Raw genomic sequence first — 21,237 nt, 5'->3', positions numbered from 1 at the left:
TCTGTTTAAGATGCTGTTCGTTGAATAATTCTTAAAGAATTTTCAGGGTTGTTTTACTGTTCAGTTATCAGTGTTCAATATACTTAAAGCCGCATGTCTGCTGGCCTGTAAGTCATTTGTTTTGTGTGTCGCTCGCGGCGACTTGATTATAATATCACCTAAGGTTATATATGTCAACACCTTTTTTTGATTTTTTTTAACTTTTTTTGACTTTTTTGTAATTAACAGGTCAGACTACAATATCTAGTGCCTCCATTAAGGTAAAAGCACTAGATACCAAAACAAAAACACTAGATATTTCAGACAGCCAATTACATAATTTTTCAAAATTATGCATTTATATTTAATTAAACAATTCAAATTCAATTCATTTTTAATGTAATCTTAAATGTTATTAACTATTTAAGACCAATTGCACCTCTTGCCTCATCTGTTATTTCTCTTTGATATGCAATTTCATTTTCAATATTTCTTGCAACCTCATTGGCTGCATATGCTGCATCAACAACTTTATGAAGCACCTGTCCTACAGAATCTGCCTTATGTTTTTGGGCAACTGCATTGTCATATACATTTGTCATGGCATCAACTGTCTCACTAACTGAAGTCTGAACCTGTGCTATGGTATCAGTTATTTCTTTTGATGATTTTGCTGACTGTGCTGCAAGATTACGTACTTCACTTGCCACTACAGCAAATCCCCTTCCATGTTCCCCTGCTCTTGCTGCTTCTATAGATGCATTAAGAGACAGTATGTTTGTTTTATTGGAAATGTTGCTTATAACTGCTGCAAATTCTTCTATTTTGCCGGATAATTCTTTTAACTCATTGATTCTACCAGATGTCTCAGATACTATTTTGTTGAGATTATCTATCATTTCAAGTATTTCTTCGACACTGCCTATACTCTCTTTTACAAGATTAAGTGAAGTATCAGACGAATTAATCACGTCAAATGCATTTTTTTCAAGCTGTTCCTGTGAATTATCTAATCCTTCAAGTATGTTTGTCAGATTTTTTATCATTTCAGTATTGTCATTCTGATTTTCCACAAAAGCCCCTCCTTTGTCTTTCCATAAACTAAATATCGTTCTTATATCAGCTTAACCGCATCTTTAACACTGCTAATACCTATAAGATTTATTTTATCAGTTTTCTTAATATTTTTCAAGCACACCTGCGGAAGTATACAATTTCCAAACCCAAGCTTAACTGCCTCATTTATTCTTATCTGCGGCTGGCTTACAGCACGAACTTCTCCTGCAAGTCCTACTTCGCCGAAAACAATCGTATTTTCCATCATCGGCCGGTTCCTGAAACTGCTGACAAGTGCCATCACTATCCCCAGATCCATAGCAGGTTCATTTACCTTCATTCCACCTGCTATATTCACATATGCATCGCTTCCCGAAAGATGAATCCCTGCCCTTTTTTCAAGTACTGCCATAAGAAGATTCACACGGTTGTAATCAGCCCCTGCAGCTGTTCTTCTTGGCATTCCAAAGTTAGAATCACAAACCAGTGCCTGTATTTCCACAAGAATCGGTCTAGTTCCTTCAAGAAGGCACACAACAACAGAGCCGGACGCTTCCTCTGGTCTTCCCGTAAGCATATATTCAGATGGATTGGCAACTTCAGCAAGCCCTTCCTGACGCATTTCAAATACGCCTATTTCATTAGTTGAACCAAATCTGTTCTTTACGCTTCGTAAAATCCTGTATGCGGCATTTTTATCGCCCTCAAAGTATAAAACTGTATCAACCATATGTTCAAGCATTCTGGGTCCTGCTACAACGCCTTCTTTTGTCACATGTCCAACAATAAATATTGAAATATTAAGACCTTTTGCAAGCTGCATAAGAACAGCTGTTGTCTCTCTTACCTGTGAGACGCTGCCCGGTGCAGCACCAACCTCTTCACGGTACATTGTCTGTATTGAATCAATCACAACAATCTGTGGTTTCACATTCTCAAGGACATTCTCTATTGTGTCAAGACTTGTTTCACAAAGCACCATAAGATTATCAGAAGCTTCGCCCACTCTCTGTGCTCTAAGTTTTATCTGGCCAAGTGACTCTTCTCCCGAAATGTATAATACGCTGTTACCATTTTTTGCAAGATTGTAACACATCTGTAATAGTAATGTGGATTTTCCTATTCCGGGATCACCTCCGACAAGAACAAGTGAGCCTTCCACTATTCCTCCGCCAAGAACCCTGTCAAGTTCACATATATCTGTTTTTATTCTGTCAGTATCAGCTGCAGTAACCGATGACAGGCGAACAGGGGCAGCCTTTTTTACTCCTGCTGTTTCATGATATTTTGCATTAATATTTACAATACCTTTAACATTTTTTTCTTTTACCACCGGCTCTTCAACAAATGTATTCCACGCTTTGCATGACGGACACTGCCCTGACCATTTTGCAGACTCATATCCACATTCCTTGCAAAAGAATGCTGTTGTTCTAGATTTTGCCATCAAATACTCCTTTTTTACTAAGAAAACTAAATCATGATGCTATAAGACAATTCAGTCTTCTTTGTTTTTCTAGGTAATTTATTTTTTTACTTTATATTTTTTATATTAAATATGGAAGCAGCAATTCACTGCTTCCATCCAAATTTTGCATTATTAAATCTATGCTCTCTTTACTTCTACCGAAACACCTTTGTTATCTGTGAATTCAACAGAAAGCACAAGCTTTCCGCCCATATTTGTTGTCATTGTTCCGGCATCCCCGCCATCAATTGAAATAGCATATGATGCACCCTCTTCAAGTTCGAGCGTAATCTGTGCATCTTCTTTTCCTTCGACTTCAAACTTTACTCCATCAGCAGATGCTTGAAAATTATTAACTGCTGTTCCGGGTACAGATTCGTATACAAATGAACCGTTTTTCTCGAGTTTTGTAATCTCATTATAAGTTTTAACTTTATACATGTCTCCGCCATGTTCAAAATCTGATAACTTTGACTTTGTATCAAGTAAATAATTACCAAAACTAAGTGTTCCATCCTGTTCTGAACGAATCAACTCATTAACTACTGACATCTGTGTGTCCTCCTAAATGTATATTATAATTGTTTCCGTATTCACGTATCAACGATAAGCATATTATACAATAACATGTCGAAATATGCCAGCATTTTTTATTTATTAATGCCTCTTTTTAGTGAAAAATGTAATTTTCCATCTTTTATTGATACAAGTACCCTGTTTCCCTGTTTTACAGTTCCTTCAAGAATCTTTTCTGCAAGTGCATCTTCTATATCATTCTGTATCGTTCTTCTCAATGGTCTTGCACCGTACTTTTCATCGTATCCTTTGTCAACTATATATTTCTTTGCTTCATCATTAAGCTCAATGGAAATTTTCATCTGTTCCATTATACGCTTATTAACTTTCGCAATCATAATGTCAACAATACTTCCAATCTGTTCCTTGTTAAGTGCATGGAACACTATGATTTCATCAATTCTGTTGATAAATTCAGGTTTGAACAATCTCTTGACTTCATCCATAACCTTTGTTTTCATATTTTCATGACGTTCTTTTTCATCTGTAACAGAAGCAAAGCCAAGTGTTTTAGGCTGCACAATATTTTGGGCACCGGCATTGGACGTCATTATTATTACAGTATTTTTGAAATCAACAACTCTTCCTGTTGAGTCTGTGATATGCCCGTCATCAAGTACCTGTAAAAGCACGTTAAATACATCAGGATGAGCTTTCTCAACCTCATCAAATAAAACTACCGAATATGGATTTCTGCGTACTTTTTCAGAAAGCTGGCCGCCCTCATCATATCCTACATATCCCGGAGGCGAACCTATGAGCTTTGAGACTGTATGCTTTTCCATAAATTCAGACATATCAACTCGTATAAGTGCTTCCTCGCTTCCAAACATTGCATCTGCAAGAGCTTTTGAAAGTTCAGTTTTTCCAACGCCTGTAGGTCCGAGGAAAAGGAATGAACCAATTGGCCTGTCAGGGTCTTTAAGGCCAACTCTGCCTCTTCTTATAGCTCTTGCTATTGAACTTACTGCTTCATCCTGACCTATTACCCGTTTGTGAAGTGTCTCTTCGAGTTTCATAAGACGCTCTGATTCTGCCTCTGCAATCTTTGATACAGGTATTTTTGTCCATGAAGATACTACATCTGCAATTTCTTCTTCTCCGACATTAAGACATGCACCATTTCTTTTTTCTTCCCAGTCATGCATAAGTTTTGCAAGTTTTTCTTTTTTCTTTGTCTGCTGTTTTTTTACTTCTCCTGCTTCCTCATAGGCCTCATTTTTAATTGCCTCTTCTTTCTTCTCATCAAGTTTCTTAATCTCTTCTTCAAGTTTCTTGATGTTATCAGGCATGACATATGCTTTAAGCCTTGTCTTTGAAGATGCTTCATCAATAAGGTCTATCGCTTTATCTGGAAGAAACCTGTCATTGATATATCTTTTTGAAAGTTTTACAGCAGCTACAACTGCTTTATCATCAATAGTTACATTATGATGTTCCTCATATTTGCCACGAAGACCCATAAGAATCTGAATTGCCTCTTCTTCTGTAGGTTCTTCTACTTTTACAGGCTGGAAACGGCGTTCAAGAGCAGCATCTTTTTCTATATATTTTCTGTATTCCTCAAGAGTTGTTGCACCTATAAGCTGTATTTCACCTCTCGCAAGCGACGGTTTTAAAATATTTGATGCATCTATAGCACCTTCTGCACCGCCTGCACCTATTATTGTATGAAGTTCATCAAGGAACAAAAGTATATTTCCGGCAGCTTTCACTTCACTGATAACTTTTTTGATTCTCTCCTCAAATTCGCCTCTGTATTTTGAGCCGGCAACCATTCCTGACAAATCAAGTGTAAGAAGACGCTTGTCTTTTATAGTTTCAGGAACATTTCCCTCTATTATTTTTGCTGCAAGACCTTCCGCTATTGCTGTTTTTCCGACTCCGGGTTCACCAATAAGACATGGATTATTTTTTGTACGTCTGCTAAGAATCTGTATAACTCTGTTAATCTCTTCTTCTCTTCCTATTACAGGGTCAAGTTTTCCCTGTCTTGCAAGCTCTGTCAAATCCCTGCTGTACTGGTCAAGTGTCTGTGTAGAAGTTTTTCCTTTCTTTGTTTTGCTGTGAAAATCTTCCTTGTAGCTGTTAGCATCTTCTCCCATTGCAATAAGGATATCAACATATAATTTTTTGATATTTACACCTATCGTATTGAGAAGCCTTGCAGCCACGCACTCTGATTCTTTTATTATTGAAATAAGAATATGTTCTGTTCCAATCAGGTCAGCTTTAAATCGTATAGCTTCCTTCGCCGAATTTTCAAGTATACGGCGTACTCTCGGTGTATATCCTGTCGGCTCTTTTACTCCGACTGCACCTTCAGGTGCTATAAGCTGGTATACAAGATTTATTATTTTTTCATCTGTAACATCATATTCAGCAAGCACAGCCGAAGCAAGACATTCTTCTGTCTGTATAAGGCCTATAAGCAGATGCTCTGAGCCAATATAACTATGTCCGAGCATAACTGCCGCCTCTGACGCATGGTCTAGTGCTTCTTGTGCTTTTTTTGTAAATCTGCTCTGCATATATACATCCTTTCATTAAACTTAATTTTATTATATATCAGTCATCGTATAACAGGAAGATTATCTCTTATAAATTTTGCCCTGTATTCTTCAATTTCTTCAGGTGACATATCACTGTCATTCATCAATGCAAGATTCGCAGGCATTACGCCTATCATAAGCTGATAAACACAGAATTCATTTTCCATATCAGTCCCGATAAGCCCCTGTGCGAGTCCCAGCCTTATCTGCGAAAGCAATAACATTGCATCGTTAAGTGACAGTTTTCTTGCATATCTTAAAACACCATATGAACGATATGCTATATCTGAAGCACTTAATCTTTTGTTAAGTACATATTGTTTTCTAAGCGTTCTTTCCTGGCTTATAATCTGATTCGCAATATGTGTAAGGTTATCTATTATTTCTTTTTCAGAAACACCCAGCGTAATCTGGTTGGAGAGTTTATATATATCCCCATAATTTTTTGAACCGTCACCATATACGCTTCTTAATACAAGCCCAAATCTGCCAACTTCTGATGCAAGTCCGGATATCCTGTTATTTCCTGCCAATGCCGGGAGATGAAGCATATATGAAGCTCTCATTCCTGTTCCGACATTTGACGGACATGTTGTAAGATAACCATACTTCTCATCAAAAGCATAATCCGTCACTGAATCTATAGCATCATCAACTTTATCTGCAAGTTCAAACGCCTTCTCCATATCCATTCCCGGAGCATATGCCTGAATTCTGATATGGTCTTCTTCATTAAGCATTATTGATATATCTTCATCTTTTGAAACAAATCCCGCCGCCTGCTTCTGTCCTAAAAGAAAATTGCTTATAACATGTCTTTCCTTCATAGCCTGTTTCTGATATTCATCAAGCGTTTTGAAATTATAGCTGCTGTAATCTTTTACTATATCAAGACTGTTTATTGCCTCACTAAGTTCATCTATCATCTTTACAGCATCATTTTCAGTAAGTTTCAGTGAAAAATTATATTTTTTCACATTCCTTGCCAGCCTGACACGGCTTGATATTACAACATCACTTTCTTTTCCGTTCGTCTCAAACCATCTAAGCATTACCGCCACCTTCTTTCAGCTTTTTTATCTCATCACGGTAATGGGCAGCATCTTCAAAATTTTCCAGTTCAACTGCCTCTTTTAATTTTGCATTGAGTACAGCTATCTCATCAAGCAGGTCATTTCCATGCTGTGCTGTTTTGTTTGATTTTTTCCCTTTGTGTTCAACGCTTCCATGTAATTTTTTTATATTATCTTCTATAAGCGGTCCAAAAACATCATAACAGTCCGCACAGCCGAATTTACCTATGCGGATAAACTCCTGATATTTCATGCCGCACTTGGGACATTTCACATTCATCATAGGATTATCCTGCTCCTGCATACTTCTGTTTGACGCCGCAAGCAGTCCTGTAAGAAGTCTTGCAAAAGGAAAATCAGCAGAAGGTGACTCGGCAAAACCTGTAAGTCCCATTTTTGCTGCACACTCGCTGCAAAGATGATGCTGCGTCATAATTCCGTTTACAACTTCAGTATAATGAAATGTTGCCTCATTTTCATTACAATTCTCACATAACATAATTAATATTTACCTTTCTTTTTAAGCAAAAATATCGTTCCGAAATATGTTACTCCCGCTACAACAAACGCACACATAAGTGCAACTATATTAATATGACATGCACTATACAACAGTTTATATGTCAGGCTTACAGCTATTCCCATTATAACAGAACAGCATAACGGTATCAGAAATGTCCTGATATATTCCAGGTCATAATCAATATATTCTTTAAGAGACTTTAAATTCAATATGAAAATTAATATTGGAAATGATGCATTTCCGATTACTATACCATAAATTCCAAGTCTTGACCATCTAAGCATAAAATAGACAAGCACAATATGAACAACAAGTGAGATAAGTGAATGTTTTACCGGAACATTCATTTTGTCAATTCCCTGTAATGCAGAACTTGTAACAGTTGCAAGTGTATAAAACACTACAGCAATTGCACCTATTTTAAGCATCATGGCACCCTGTGTGCTGTTATATCTCGAAAATAAAAGCTGTATAATCGGCTTTCCAAGCGTTACAAGTCCGACAAATGATGGTATTGCTATAAACATATTTGTCTTTATTGTCTGTGCTATCTTATCTTTAACAGACGCATTATCCCCCTGTGTATATGATGCTACAATGCTCGGAAGCATTGAAGCCGACATTGCTGATGCAACACCCTGCGGAATTCCTATTAACAAGCTGTAGCTTGAACTGAAATTGCCTAAATCTGCTTTTATATTTGATGATATGTTTCTTCCAACCATAATATTAGAAAACATGGCATCATCTATAACCGCACTAATCTGATATAGTGTCTGTCCAAGTATTATAGGAATCATCGTTATAATAATTGTTTTGTATACATCTTTATCAGAATGCACAGAACTTACTTTGTCCTTTTTTATCATCCGCCTGAATGTAGGTCTGTACAGAATATATATTACTACGAGAAGTATAAGTCCTGATAATGCACCAAATGCTGTACCCATTGTTCCACCGGCTGCTCCATATGCAGCTGTCTCCACGGAATTCTTATATGCACTTGTAAGCAAATATGCTGCAAGGATACTTACTACAGCATTCATAATCTGCTCTACAAGCTGTGAAACAGCCGTTGGAATCATTGTTCCCTGGCCCTGATAAAATCCTCTCATAACGCCCATTATGGCAACAAGGAATATTGTCGGAGCAAGAACTCTTAACGGAATTGCAAGTCCCGGAACACCTCTGTATAATTTTTCAATTACTCCTGCACCAAAAAACAGAATAAGTGCCGCAGCACCACCTGTACATATTGATACTGTCAACGAACATCTGAACACCTGTGCCGCATTCTTATACTGTTTCGTTATAAATCTTGCTGAAATAAGCTTTGAAACCGCCATCGGTAGTCCATATGACGACAAAACAAGCATTATATTGTATATATTATATGCAACACTGTAAATACCATTACCTTCACTGCCTATTATGTTCATAAGTGGAATTCTGTAAAACATTCCTATGATTCTTACTATAATTCCGGCCATCGCCAGAATTCCGCCATGAACAAGAAAGTTTCTTTTTTTATTTTCTGCCATTAGTATCAAGCCTTTCACATTTTTTCATGTTTTAAACAAGAAAGCACAAGGCAGCAGGAATTCCCTGCTGCCCCTTTACTAATTAAGTATAAAATCTGCTACATACCATGCACCATTTGTCTTTACGTAAGTATATGTTACTGATGTATTGTATGTTTTATTGCCATCTTTCCAGTCTACATATAAGTCATAGTAAACATCACATGAGAAGCAGTTATCTGAATACTTTCTGAAATTGGAAATATTCTCATTATTAAATTCATATGTATATGTTTTTCCATAAAGATAAGCCCATACAGCCGGAATATCACTCATATATTCATTGGCATATCCAACCATACGTTTTGTAAGTGAGCTGAGACTTCCTCTGTTTATTATGTACTTGCCGTAATTTCTTGCAATACCCATAATATCATCTTTCATCTGCGAAAGCAATTCTTCATCCTGAGGATATTCTATTGTATACGCATTATTTTTATTTGTAATCTCAAGCTGGTTTCCGGACATCTCTGCTTTAATTTCAGGTTTTGCAATAAGTCCTGACACTTCATAGATTGTTCTTAAAGGCTCTGAAACATAAGAAGCAACATGTTTACATGGCGAAAATTCCACATCATCCTGTTTTATATAGTTGTCACTTACCTCCACGCCATTAATTGAGACTTTGCTTCCCTTAGGTGCACTGATAGTAATAGCATTGTTTGTTGATTTGTCTGAATAATCGTCAAATGAAATGCTTCCAAGCTTCCACTTTGTAAATTTGAAGCCGTTTTTTCCATCTTCCTGAAGCGATACTTTTGCTATTGCTGTATCACCGGCATACACTACATATACAGGATTTGATTCTGAATATTCCCTGTTTTTCTTTTTATATGTAATCTGCTCAGTGCCAAGTTTTCCTTTAAGATACTCTGCAACTTTCTCATTCGTCTCAAATTCATTAGCTTTTACACCGCTGTCGTTAAGAAGCTTTTGAACATTATCTGCAGTAAATTTCTTTGTTATTTTATCCATTGCATATGTCGGTCTGCCCTGCTCATAATCTTTGATAAATACATAAAGAACACTCCAGCATATAATCATGGCAGCTGCGAGTATTCCCGAATATATAAGAAGGAATCTTTTAAACTTTGACATATTTTTTCTTTTTTTCTTTTTATTCATCATTGCCACTCCTTATATTTTATTTAACAAGCCATGATGTTGGACATGTTCTTGGACCTGTAGGCGAATAAGGTGTATTTATTACTTCTCCTTCATAATACATCTGTGTTGATGTGCCACCATCCATTACTGAAGCATTGACCGCACCATACTGAAGCATTATATCCTGTAAATCCGAGAATGAAGCTCCAAGGCTGTTTGCCATACGTCCGTCAATAGCAAGAAGAATTATAGAGCCGTCCGAGGTCTGTCCAAGTGCTGTACGTGGATTAAGACCACCGCCTGTACCTGATACATCCTGTGCCTCGCCATTAATTATAAGGAATGGTCCGATACTGTTGCTGATGCTTACACAGTCGCGGATATTATTCTGTTTTGCCTGTTCTGCTGTCATATTACCTACGACAAGCTTATTATCAAATGTTATACCCGTAACATGATATGTTGAACCACTGTTTCCGTTAACCTGTTCACCATTAATCATAACAAGTCCAATCGGCATGCCTGTATATGTTGTCTCACCATCTACGAACTCACCGCCATTTACGCCACCTACGGCATTATATCTTTTTGCAATATCAGCAACAACTTGTCCATTTCCCTGATGGAATCCTTCTATTGTTCCTACAAAAAGTCTTGAAGGGTCCTTGATTTTCATAAGTTTGCCACTATATGTTGAACCTTTAACATCAATTATCTCGATATCAGGAACTTCTGAATTATCTTCTGTATCAATACTTACAAGACTTGTATCTGTAACTTCATCTGTATCCTTAATTGAATTGGCAGCCTTGATTGCATCTATCTCTTCCTGCGAGCAGAAAATATTAGCGAGGAATCCTATCGCACTCGTCTCCTGCACAGACAGTACAAACTGATTTTTTGCTGTCTTTGAAGGTCCATATACAAGAACCGCCATAACTCCGTAGAGCCATACTATAATAAGTGCAAGTGTAATGCCTATTGTTGCCGCAACTCTTCCAACCCATGTAAGTGCTCCGGCTTTTTTCTTTTTCTTTGATCTGCCACTTTTCCCGCCTGTTTTTTCTTTTTTATTCACGGGAATTTTTCTTGATTCTGATTCTTCATCCATGTAATCAAACAATTCAATTTCTTCGTTGTTTTCGTTACTCATAAAATTCTCCATTTCTTTTATATTTAAAGTTTAATTATGCTTAAACACCCATCTTCTCTGTATCTGGAAGCTTATCACAAAAAGTATTGTATCTATTATAGCTTTTGCCACAACCGTAAGTACCTGCCCAAGCGACAATACACTTGTAACAAGGTATACAAGACCATATGAAACACAAAGCTGACATGCACATAAGATATAATATCTCACAATTGATGACTTGACGCCACTCTTTGAATTAAATACCGCTTTTCTGTTAAATGTATAGTTAAAAAGTGATGATATAATTCTCGCACCAAGCGTAGCAGTAAATATTCTTATGCTTCCGTCAAGTTTTCCAAACATCAATGCACTGATAAGAGCAAACATTGCCAGATCAATCACAGATGATGCAATTGAGCTGAATAAAAACTTAAAAATAACACCATATATTTTCAATGAGTCCTTGATAGGATTAAAATGAGTTGATGCATTTTCTTCAATATATACAGTTTCTATCGGAACTTCCACAAAATCTATATGGCTCTGCTTGAATTCAAGAAGCATGTTAGTTTCATATTCAAATCTTTCACCTTTTACTTTATCAAACAATTCAAGATACTGTCTGGGTATTGCTCTTAATCCGGTCTGGGTATCTGATATATTAAGTCCACATGCAAATTTAAACACAAAACTTGTCATGTTATTTCCGAATCTGCTCTTAAACGGTACGTCTTTTCCCGAAAAATTTCTTACACCAAGAACAACTTTATCTTTGCACTCTGCCATTTTCTCACAGCATTTCAGGATATCTGCCGCCTTATGCTGATTATCTCCGTCAACAGTAACAACCCCATCTATATCGGGTCTGTTTTTAATGCAGTATTCAAATGCAGTTTTAAGACCACGTCCTTTACCTTTATTTACCTCATGCGTAAGAATTGTACATTCCGGATAAGCTGATGCATGCTCAAAAGGCTCCCTATGATTTTCATCACTGCCATCATTTACCAGAATAATATCATCAAAGCCAGCCTCTCTTAATGAATCTACAACACATATTAGTTTTTCATCAGGATTTAAAGAGGGAATTATAACTGATACTTTCATTATGTAATCTCCATTTCTTTACACTAAAAGTCTGAATAAACATTTTTTATGTCTATATTTATCCTTATGTAATTTAAATAAGCCAAATTAGATAATATAACAATATGATATTATTTGCAATTAATTTTTAACAAATATAATATCAACTTTTTATTTTTTATAGTAACATACACAAGCCATATCTCATATTATTTTATTGTAAATGATTTCCGGAGGAATTTAAAATGAGTGATTTAGCAGCAACAAACTGTGGTGGATGCAGTGACTGCAATGGCGGATGCTCTTCTTGTTTCTGGATTATCTGCCTTCTCCTTCTCTGCGGCGGCTGTGGCAGCGGCAATAGCACTTTCGGAGGATGCGGATGCGGCAATGACAGCTGTACATGGATTATCCTTCTTCTGTTATTCTGTGGTGGAGGATGCGGCAACAACAGTTTATTTAGCAACAACGGCTGCGGATGTGGATGCGGCTGCAACTAATCCTTATGTTGAAGACACATTCTTAAATATACCAGATATTTATTAAAAGGGGCATCGCACTAATTTCTTAGTGCGATGCCCCTTTCTCTATGTTGCAGGCGTGCCTGCGTCTTTCTTTTTTCTCATCTCCTCAACACATGCACCATCCACTTCATAGATTGTCGTTTCATCCACTATCACGATATTCTTATCTTCCATATTGGTTACGCCTTATTATCATTCTCAATATATTATATTCATAACTTCTTATTTACCGCATATATTATTATAGATTTTTTAAGGATGGTGAACCCATGTCAGATAAACCTCCAATAACCATATTTGATATGCAGACACTTCCTTTATTATTTCAAATCATCAAAGCCATGATTCCATTTCTTGATTTTCCAATGGCAAAAATGTTATCTGTGATTATCCGCTTAAATGAATTGAATTATACCATTAATTACTTCAGGTCACCTGATTGTGCTGATTTTATATCATGTAATTCATCCATTCCACATATTCATTCAATTAGTGATTTGTTGGAAAATGACGATTTTATATGTGCCATTCTTCCTTACTGTCCGCCTGAATATGCTGGACTTATCAAAAATTTCAAGCTTTTTTCCAATATGTCATCAATGTTTAACAGTGATACTGACTCATTAAAAAATTTCATGTCTATGTTTAATGCTTCCAATTCAGCCCAGGACAGCAGTTCTGATTTCCATTCTGATTCCGGCTCCGATTGTAAAAACAGCAGCAAGGCATCACAATTTGGTTCTTTTATGGATTCTTCACAACAGAAATTATATGACGAATATTTAAAGCAGCTTGATTCACTCGACCAAAAATTAAATGATTCACAAAAATGATATTAATGGTATTTTGTCAGGCTTTTTAACATATTATTAATCGATACATATTCATGGTGGTATTATGAAAGATCTGGATTTCAGAAAACAGCTTATAATCAATGAATTCAAAACAATGTCAAAAGGAAAATCAAAAGAAGAAATACTCCCGCTCCTTCTTGCTTTAAGTACAAAAGCGAAACAGGCGGGCGTTAATTTCACAAAAGAAGATACTCTTCTTATAATAGAACAGGTAAAAGATGAACTCACAGAACAGGAACGCCAGATGCTTCCTCAGATTCTTGCTCTTATAGGTAAATAATTAAGAAATGGCACAGATAACATCTTAATTACCTGTGCCATTTCTTTTATATTTAAAAATTATTTAGCAACAATATTTACAATTCTGCCCGGAACGTAAATCTCTTTTACAATATTCTCAGGATACTTATCTTGAAGTGCAGCCTTTGCAGCAGCAATTGCTGCATCTTTGTCTGCATCAGCAGGAATTGTAATCTTGCCTTTAACTTTACCATTAATCTGTACAGCTATTTCGATTTCATCCTCTTTCATAGCTTCCTCATCATATGAAGGCCATGGATTTCCTACAAATACGCTTGTATTATGTCCAAGCTGTTCCCAGAGTTCCTCTGCAAGATGAGGTGCAAACGGAGCAAGAAGTGTTACAGCTGTTTCAAGAGTAGCTTTGTCAATACCACCCTGCTTCTTTGATAAATCAATAAGCTTGTTAGTATATTCCATAAAGCCGCTGACAACTGTATTAAGGTTGAAGTTTTCAAGTCTTGTTGTTATATCATATACAAGTTTATGACGAATTTTAACTGTCTCTGCTGTTTCCGCAAAATTCTTGTCAGCATTTTCTGTCACAAGATTCCAGAAACGTCCAAGGAAACGACGAACGCCATCTATACCTCTGTCATCCCACTCTGCATCCATTTCAGGTGGTCCTACAAAAAGTTCATACATTCTTAATGCATCGCATCCATAATCTTCAATAAGATCATCAGGAGATACTACATTTCCCATTGACTTACTCATCTTAATACCATTCTTACCTGTAATCATTCCCTGGTTAAAGAGCTTTGTGAATGGCTCATCAAAATCTACAACTCCTATATCGTGAAGGAATTTTGTATAAAATCTTGAATAGAGAAGGTGAAGCACTGCATGCTCAACACCGCCGATATACATATCAACAGGAAGATACTTATCTGCTTTTTCACGGCTTACAAGTTCATCTTTATTCTTATTATCAACGTATCTGAGGAAATACCATGATGAACCTGCCCACTGAGGCATTGTATTTGTCTCTCTCTTTGCAGGTTTTCCACAACATGGGCATGTTGTATTTACCCATTCATCAATAGCTGCAAGAGGTGATTCACCTGTACCTGTAGGCTCATACTTCTCAACTTCCGGAAGAAGTACCGGGAGCTGGTCTTCAGGAACAGGAACGCAGCCACAATCCGGACAATGAATAATAGGAATTGGTTCTCCCCAGTATCTCTGTCTTGAAAATACCCAGTCACGAAGCTTATAATTAACCTTCTTCTTGCCAAAGCCCATCTTTTCAATCATCTCAGGTGCTTCTTTCTTGAGAACTGATGATTCCATTCCATTCCATTCACCTGAATTAATCATTGTACCGGCTGCTTCTGTATATGCCTCTGTCATATTTTCAATTTCTTTGCCATCTTTTGCAATTACCTGAATAATAGGAAGATTGAACTTCTTTGCAAATTCAAAGTCTCTGTCATCATGTGCAGGAACACACATAATAGCACCTGTACCATAATCTGCAAGAACATAATCTGAAAGCCAGATAGGTACTTTCTTACCATTAAGAGGATTAATTGCATATGAGCCTGTAAATACACCTGTCTTTTCTTTATCCTGCATACGGTCGATATTTGAACGTGTTGAAGCTCTGAAAATATATTCTTCAACATCTTTTCTTGTCTCATCTGTTGCAAGACTCTTTGCAAGCTTATGTTCTGGTGCAAGTACCATAAATGTAGCACCGTGAAGTGTATCAGGTCTTGTTGTATATACTGTTATGCTCTCATCTTTTCCCTCAACCTTAAAGTCAACTTCTGCACCATATGAACGTCCAATCCAGTCGCTCTGCATCTTTTTAACCTTTTCAGGCCAGTCCAGCTTGTCAAGGTCATCAAGAAGTCTGTCTGCATATGCAGTAATCTTTAACATCCACTGCTTCAAATCTTTCTTAGTAACTACTGAATGACATCTCTCACAACATCCATTTACTACTTCTTCATTTGCAAGACCTGTCTTACATGAAGGGCACCAGTTGATAGGCATCTCTTTTTCATATGCAAGACCTGCTTTAAACATCTTTACAAATATCCACTGTGTCCACTTATAGAATTCCGGATCTGTTGTATTAACTTCCATATCCCAGTCATAAATTGCAGAAATATCCTGAATCTGTCTCTTTATATTTGCAATATTGCTTGCTGTAGAAATTCTTGGATGAACACCATTCTTTATCGCATAATTTTCTGCCGGAAGACCAAATGCATCCCATCCCATTGGATGAATTACATAATATCCATGCATCATCTTATATCTGCTCCATACATCACTGATAACATATCCTCTCCAGTGACCTACATGAAGTCCGCTTCCAGAAGGATATGGGAACATATCCAGACAGTAATATTTTGGCTTCTTGCCATCATTAACATTAATAGGGTGTGCTTCCCAGTTACCACGCCACTTTTTTTCAACAACTTTATGATTATAAGCTGCAGCCATGTCTAGCCTCCACGCTGCGTCTTGTATTTTAGGAGCAGCTTCTGCTCGGATTCTGGCGCAGCACAAAATCCGCAGGCTGATTATTATATTTAATAAACATACTCTGTCTATCAATCAGCCACAATCTCCTGTTATTCAATGAATCATTGTGAATCCACATTTAGAGAATATTTTAGCATAACCATATGATTTGTCAAGAATATAGCACTTTAGTGCTGCTGTGTTTTTTCATATATTTTTCAGTTTTTTAATTTTTTATAACAAAACGCTTTTATTTTCCACTTTAAAGTGTTAAAATACTTCCAATCTGTGCTTTATTTAAAGATTGAATTATATTTGTTTATGAATCTTTATATGAACAAATCAGACAATATATATATTATTTTATGGAGATAAAAAATGACAAACTGTGACTTTTTAAATATAGGTTTCATCGGTTTCGGACTTATTGGCGGTTCTATTGCAAAAGCAATAAAAGCAGCACATCCCGAATATCATATTATAGTTGAAAGCCGAAGCCGCGAACCTCTTATTGCTGCTCTTAACGATAAGGTTATAGACGATATATGCACATGTACAGATGATAATTTTTCAAAATGTGATTACATTTTTCTGTGTACACCAGTTATTACAATTACAAAATATATGTCTGCACTCAAACCTTTTATAAAACCGGGATGCATAATCACTGATGTTGGAAGTGTAAAAGGAAATATCCACAAAGCCGCACATGAACTTGGATTAGACAGTTGTTTTATAGGTGGTCATCCGATGGCTGGCTCTGAGTTATCAGGATATGCCAATTCAAGTGCTGATATTTTAAAAGACTCAAAATATGTGATAACACCAACAGCAGATACATCCAGTGAAAGTCTGGAATCATATGTGCAGCTGATTAAAGATATGAAAGCAGTTCCTGTAATCATGGATTACAAAGAACATGACTATACTGTAGCAGCAATAAGCCATGTGCCTCATCTTATTGCAGCCGGTCTGACAAGAACTGTTAAAACTAATGATGATGATGAAAAACACATGCATCTTCTTGCTGCCGGTGGTTTCCGCGACACAACAAGAATTGCGGCATCTTCACCGGAAATGTGGAGTCAGATTTGCAACTCAAATAAAGATTCAATATGCACATTTCTTGATAAATTCATCGAAGAAATGCACAATATCAGGGATAATATCAGCAATGACACCCCGGAAGAAACATCTGAATTCATTGAAAATTTATTTAAAGAAGCCGGCGGTTATAGAAAATCTTTCTAAACCGCCGCAGCTTACGATCAAACGCGGAAGCATCCTCCGCCAACAAATTCCCTCATTATTGAATTAACCGGTATATATTCTGTTCCACAAGGAAGAAAATACTCTAAGAATTTTAAAAGCCTTTTTGCTTCCTGATACTCCGGTGCTTCTTCTTTTATTGAAAAAAGCAGCGGTTCAACATAAGGTTTTAAAACCGATATCTCATATGCAAGAGATGAATTAAACATAATATCTGCCTGCTCCTGGAACGGAAATATATTTTTCTCTTCTCCCCTTCTTACAGAATCCCACATTTCAAGCGTTCTCTTTGCAGACGCACCTCTTGTTCTGTGATCTCTTACCATTCTTCTTATAAGTCTTCCATCTGTCGTAGAAACTCTGTTATGTTCATCAACATTAAGCTGTGTAAGTGCACTTATGTATATTTTAAATTTACTTTCAACCGGAAGTGCATATGAAAGTTCATCATTAAGACAATGAATGCCTTCAATAACTAAAATATCATCCTTGCCCAGCTGTAAAAACTGTGTTCCATATTCTTTCTTTCCAATTTTAAAATTGAAGACAGGCATATCGACCCTTTCACCGGAAAGAAGCATATTCATATGTTTGTTAAACAATTCTATATCTATAGCATGCAAATCTTCAAAATTATAATCACCATTCTCGTCAACAGGTGTGTTTTCTCTTTCAACAAAATAATTGTCAACAGCTATAGGATGCGGTTTATATCCGTTAGCCATCAGCTGAATTGATAATCTGTGTGAAAATGTTGTTTTTCCCGATGATGACGGTCCGGCTATCATTATGAACTTTGTTCCGGGTCTTTTCTGAATCATCTTGACAATATCATATATTTTCTGTTCCTGCAAAGCCTCACAGACAAGCATAAGCGAACCCATTTCAGAATTGGTAATATGCTCATTTAATGCACCAACAGTGTGGATGTCCAGCATGTCAGCCCACTGTGTTGACTCTTTTAATACATTAAAAAGTTTTGCCGGAGGATTGAATTGTGGCACTTCATCTGGTTTTTCTTTAACAGGAAGCTGAAGTACAAATCCTTCATCATATTCAAATAAATCAAATGTCTTTAAAATACCTGTTGATGGTGCCATATATCCATAATAATAATCTTCATATGTTCCAAGTGAATAAACATTAACATATGAACCTCTGCGATATTTAAAAAGCTTTGTTTTATCTTCCATCCCATGCTTTTTAAAGAGTTCTATGGCTTCTCTTGTCTTCATGAGTCGTTTCTTGATAGGCATATCGAGTTCAACAAGCTCTTTCATCTTCGCTTTTACTTTATCAAGAAATTCCTGTGTAGGTCTGACATCACTATATAATTTGCAATATAGTCCTTTGCCTATTGAATATTCAATACTTACTTTTTCTACTTTTTCCCCTTCAGGAATCTTCTTCATAGCATCAAGCATAAGCAGAACAACACTTCTTCTGTACGTCTCATTGCCAATCGATGTCTGTGTCGTAACAAATTCTATCTTTTCATCTCCAACAACTTTATCTGAAATCTCCTGAAGTAATCCATCTGCTTTCACAAGAATTATTCTGCCATCATAATCCCTTTGTGCCTCTTTTACAATTTCTGATACTGTTTTTGCCATAATACATCTCTCCAGTTTATAACATTATTTTATTTATAAAACTCCAATGCATACTTAATACATTCTAAATCAAAATCGAGTTCTTTTAACCGTCCGGCAATTTTATCATTATTAATATTTTCAAGTTTATTTCTTACACCTTGTGAAATTCTTAATTCTCTCAACAGATATTCTCTTAAACTTTTATTTTTTCCCTTTAAAAGTTCTTCTCCGTATCTGTAATATACTTCTTTTTCTGTCTCACCTGTGCAAATAAGTTCATTTTTATATCCATTGCGTCTGCAGTCAATAATAACATAAAACTGTCCATCTTCGCTTATCATATACTCTTTTACTGTTTCATATCCTGACTCCGAAAGATACTTTCTGAATTCTCGGATTTCTGACTGCGGTGATAATATAAGCTGTGTATTTTCTGATATTTTACTGCTGCCATTTTCAAGAATTGACTGTATAAGCTTTCCACCCATTCCACATATTGTAATTGTATCAGCCTCATTTTCAGCCAGTTTATAAAGTCCGTCTGAAAGGCGGAGTTCCACTTTCTGCGAAACTCCATATAATTTAATATTTTCAGCTGCCTTTTCAAGCGGTTTTTTTCTCACATCCATTGCGATTACCTTTGATGCGATGTTATTTTTTGCAACATGCACAGGAAGGTAGCCATGGTCTGTTCCTATATCAGCAAGCACTCCTCCCGGATTAATAATACCAGCAACACACGCCAGTCTTTTTGAAAGTTTAAATTCATTCATGTTCAATTATCCATCCATAATTTAGTCAAGATAATCTTTGAGTTTACGGCTTCTGCTTGGATGTCTTAACTTTCTTAATGCCTTGGCTTCTATCTGACGTATACGCTCTCTTGTAACATTGAATTCTTTACCAACTTCCTCAAGTGTTCTCGCTCTGCCATCATCCATGCCGAATCTTAATCTTAAAACTTTCTGTTCCCTCTCTGTAAGTGTTCCAAGAACTTCTACAAGCTGCTCTTTAAGAAGTGTTGAAGCTGCTGCCTCGGCAGGTACAGGAACATTGTCATCCTGAATAAAATCGCCAAGGTGACTGTCTTCCTCTTCGCCGATAGGTGTTTCAAGAGATACCGGCTCCTGTGATATTTTTTGAATCTCACGTACTCTTTCTACCGGAATATCCATAGCTTCAGCAATTTCTTCAGGAGATGGCTCTCTTCCCAATTCCTGAAGAAGCTGTCTTGAAACTCTTACAAGTTTGTTAATTGTCTCAACCATATGAACGGGTATTCTAATTGTTCTAGCCTGATCAGCTATTGCTCTTGTAATAGCCTGTCTTATCCACCATGTTGCATAGGTACTGAATTTATATCCTTTTCTGTAATCAAACTTCTCAACAGCCTTGATAAGACCAAGATTTCCTTCCTGGATAAGATCAAGGAACAACATTCCTCTTCCCACATATCTTTTTGCAATACTTACAACAAGACGAAGGTTTGCCTCTGCAAGTCGCTTCTTAGCCTCTTCATCTCCCTGTTCCATCCTTTTAGCATATTCTATTTCTTCTTCTGCTGAAAGAAGCGGTACTTTACCAATCTCTTTAAGATACATTCTTACAGGGTCTTCAAGTCCCACACCATCAGGTACTGACAAATCAATTTTTTCAATATTAATTTCATCTTCATCATCAAGAATAATGTCGTCATCTTCTTCAACGTCCTCAGACATTTTTACATCAACATTATTTTTTTCAAGGAACTCAAAAACTTTTTCCATTTTATCTGCTTCAAAATCAGTATCCAGGAAATAGTTCATAATTTCCTGATAATCAAGAACATTTTTCTTTTTCTTTGCTATTGCAAGAAGCCCGTTGCACTTCTCATCAAATTTTTCTGCAAGTTCCTGTGCTTTTAAAGCTTCTTCATTTTCAACATCAGCATCGCTCTGTGTTTTTGCTTCGCTTTCTTTTACCTTTTTAGCGGCAGCTTTTTTTACTGGTGCTTTTACTGTACTCTCCTGTACCTTGATTTCTTCTGTTACGTTTTCCTTTTTCTTTGCCATGAATATGGTCCTTCCTTCCATTTCTTTTTAT

The 21,237-nt window shown here is 36.5% G+C and carries 18 protein-coding genes; 4 read left to right on the top strand and 14 right to left on the bottom strand.

Annotated features, from left to right (window positions below):
* Window positions 1–398 precede the first annotated feature (398 nt).
* From WMO38_RS09980 to WMO38_RS09935, 10 genes are all read right to left on the bottom strand, one after another.
* Window positions 399–1,052: a methyl-accepting chemotaxis protein gene (locus WMO38_RS09980; protein WP_021866977.1), complete on the bottom strand. Its 654-nt coding sequence runs from the start codon at window positions 1,050–1,052 to the stop codon at window positions 399–401.
* Window positions 1,053–1,093: 41 nt separating this feature from the next.
* Window positions 1,094–2,482: a DNA repair protein RadA gene (radA, locus tag WMO38_RS09975; RefSeq protein ID WP_349162510.1), complete on the bottom strand. Its 1,389-nt coding sequence runs from the start codon at window positions 2,480–2,482 to the stop codon at window positions 1,094–1,096.
* A 159-nt stretch (window positions 2,483–2,641) separates the two neighbouring features.
* Window positions 2,642–3,055 carry an endosialidase gene (locus tag WMO38_RS09970; RefSeq protein ID WP_186836543.1) on the bottom strand — a complete coding sequence of 138 codons (414 nt, stop codon included), beginning with the start codon at window positions 3,053–3,055 and terminating at the stop codon, window positions 2,642–2,644.
* 98 nt (window positions 3,056–3,153) lie between these two features.
* Window positions 3,154–5,610, bottom strand: a complete 2,457-nt coding sequence (locus WMO38_RS09965; RefSeq protein ID WP_349162509.1) for an ATP-dependent Clp protease ATP-binding subunit — start codon at window positions 5,608–5,610, stop codon at window positions 3,154–3,156.
* 41 nt (window positions 5,611–5,651) lie between these two features.
* Window positions 5,652–6,683: a protein arginine kinase gene (locus WMO38_RS09960; RefSeq protein WP_021866973.1), complete on the bottom strand. Its 1,032-nt coding sequence runs from the start codon at window positions 6,681–6,683 to the stop codon at window positions 5,652–5,654.
* Window positions 6,676–7,203 (bottom strand): UvrB/UvrC motif-containing protein, encoded by a 528-nt coding sequence (locus WMO38_RS09955; protein ID WP_349162508.1) that lies wholly within the window; start codon window positions 7,201–7,203, stop codon window positions 6,676–6,678. The genes WMO38_RS09960 and WMO38_RS09955 overlap by 8 nt, the downstream gene beginning before the upstream one ends.
* 2 nt (window positions 7,204–7,205) lie before the next feature.
* On the bottom strand, window positions 7,206–8,768 hold the full coding sequence (locus WMO38_RS09950; RefSeq protein ID WP_349162507.1) for a putative polysaccharide biosynthesis protein: 1,563 nt from the start codon (window positions 8,766–8,768) through the stop codon (window positions 7,206–7,208).
* Window positions 8,769–8,846: 78 nt separating this feature from the next.
* Complete coding sequence (locus WMO38_RS09945) at window positions 8,847–9,935, bottom strand: hypothetical protein (protein ID WP_349162505.1); 1,089 nt, start codon at window positions 9,933–9,935, stop codon at window positions 8,847–8,849.
* Window positions 9,936–9,951: 16 nt separating this feature from the next.
* Window positions 9,952–11,067 (bottom strand): phosphodiester glycosidase family protein, encoded by a 1,116-nt coding sequence (locus WMO38_RS09940; protein ID WP_349162504.1) that lies wholly within the window; start codon window positions 11,065–11,067, stop codon window positions 9,952–9,954.
* A 30-nt stretch (window positions 11,068–11,097) separates the two neighbouring features.
* Window positions 11,098–12,156 carry a glycosyltransferase gene (locus WMO38_RS09935; protein ID WP_349162503.1) on the bottom strand — a complete coding sequence of 353 codons (1,059 nt, stop codon included), beginning with the start codon at window positions 12,154–12,156 and terminating at the stop codon, window positions 11,098–11,100.
* A 224-nt stretch (window positions 12,157–12,380) separates the two neighbouring features.
* On the opposite strand from WMO38_RS09935, the gene WMO38_RS09930 reads away from it, so the two are divergent.
* The 3 genes from WMO38_RS09930 (at window position 12,381) to WMO38_RS09920 (ending at window position 13,793) form a co-directional block, all read left to right on the top strand.
* Complete coding sequence (locus tag WMO38_RS09930) at window positions 12,381–12,635, top strand: chorion class high-cysteine HCB protein 13 (RefSeq protein ID WP_349162501.1); 255 nt, start codon at window positions 12,381–12,383, stop codon at window positions 12,633–12,635.
* Window positions 12,636–12,928: 293 nt separating this feature from the next.
* Window positions 12,929–13,492 carry a hypothetical protein gene (locus WMO38_RS09925; RefSeq protein WP_349162500.1) on the top strand — a complete coding sequence of 188 codons (564 nt, stop codon included), beginning with the start codon at window positions 12,929–12,931 and terminating at the stop codon, window positions 13,490–13,492.
* A gap of 64 nt (window positions 13,493–13,556) precedes the next feature.
* Complete coding sequence (locus tag WMO38_RS09920; protein WP_349162498.1) at window positions 13,557–13,793, top strand: hypothetical protein; 237 nt, start codon at window positions 13,557–13,559, stop codon at window positions 13,791–13,793.
* A gap of 59 nt (window positions 13,794–13,852) precedes the next feature.
* Here WMO38_RS09920 and leuS read toward each other — a convergent pair whose 3' ends face one another.
* Window positions 13,853–16,270: a leucine--tRNA ligase gene (leuS, locus tag WMO38_RS09915; RefSeq protein ID WP_349162496.1), complete on the bottom strand. Its 2,418-nt coding sequence runs from the start codon at window positions 16,268–16,270 to the stop codon at window positions 13,853–13,855.
* A 399-nt stretch (window positions 16,271–16,669) separates the two neighbouring features.
* Between leuS and WMO38_RS09910 the strand changes: the two genes are divergently transcribed.
* On the top strand, window positions 16,670–17,542 hold the full coding sequence (locus tag WMO38_RS09910) for a prephenate dehydrogenase (protein ID WP_349162495.1): 873 nt from the start codon (window positions 16,670–16,672) through the stop codon (window positions 17,540–17,542).
* Between the two features lie 17 nt (window positions 17,543–17,559).
* On the opposite strand, the gene WMO38_RS09905 is transcribed toward WMO38_RS09910, so the two are convergent.
* Genes WMO38_RS09905 through rpoD form a run of 3 tightly spaced genes read right to left on the bottom strand, consistent with a single transcriptional unit; the run spans window position 17,560 to window position 21,206 of the window.
* Window positions 17,560–19,173, bottom strand: a complete 1,614-nt coding sequence (locus WMO38_RS09905) for a nucleoside kinase (protein ID WP_349162494.1) — start codon at window positions 19,171–19,173, stop codon at window positions 17,560–17,562.
* A 29-nt stretch (window positions 19,174–19,202) separates the two neighbouring features.
* Window positions 19,203–19,928, bottom strand: a complete 726-nt coding sequence (locus tag WMO38_RS09900) for a class I SAM-dependent methyltransferase (RefSeq protein ID WP_186836537.1) — start codon at window positions 19,926–19,928, stop codon at window positions 19,203–19,205.
* A gap of 21 nt (window positions 19,929–19,949) precedes the next feature.
* Complete coding sequence (rpoD, locus tag WMO38_RS09895) at window positions 19,950–21,206, bottom strand: RNA polymerase sigma factor RpoD (protein WP_349162493.1); 1,257 nt, start codon at window positions 21,204–21,206, stop codon at window positions 19,950–19,952.
* Window positions 21,207–21,237: the final 31 nt, after the last annotated feature.

It is taken from the genome of Lachnospira hominis (ex Hitch et al. 2025), assembly GCF_040096395.1.
Taxonomy (GTDB): Bacteria; Bacillota; Clostridia; order Lachnospirales; family Lachnospiraceae; genus Lachnospira; species Lachnospira hominis.
The sequence above is the reverse complement of the archived record's forward strand: the minus strand, read 5'-3'. Positions and strand labels throughout refer to the sequence as shown.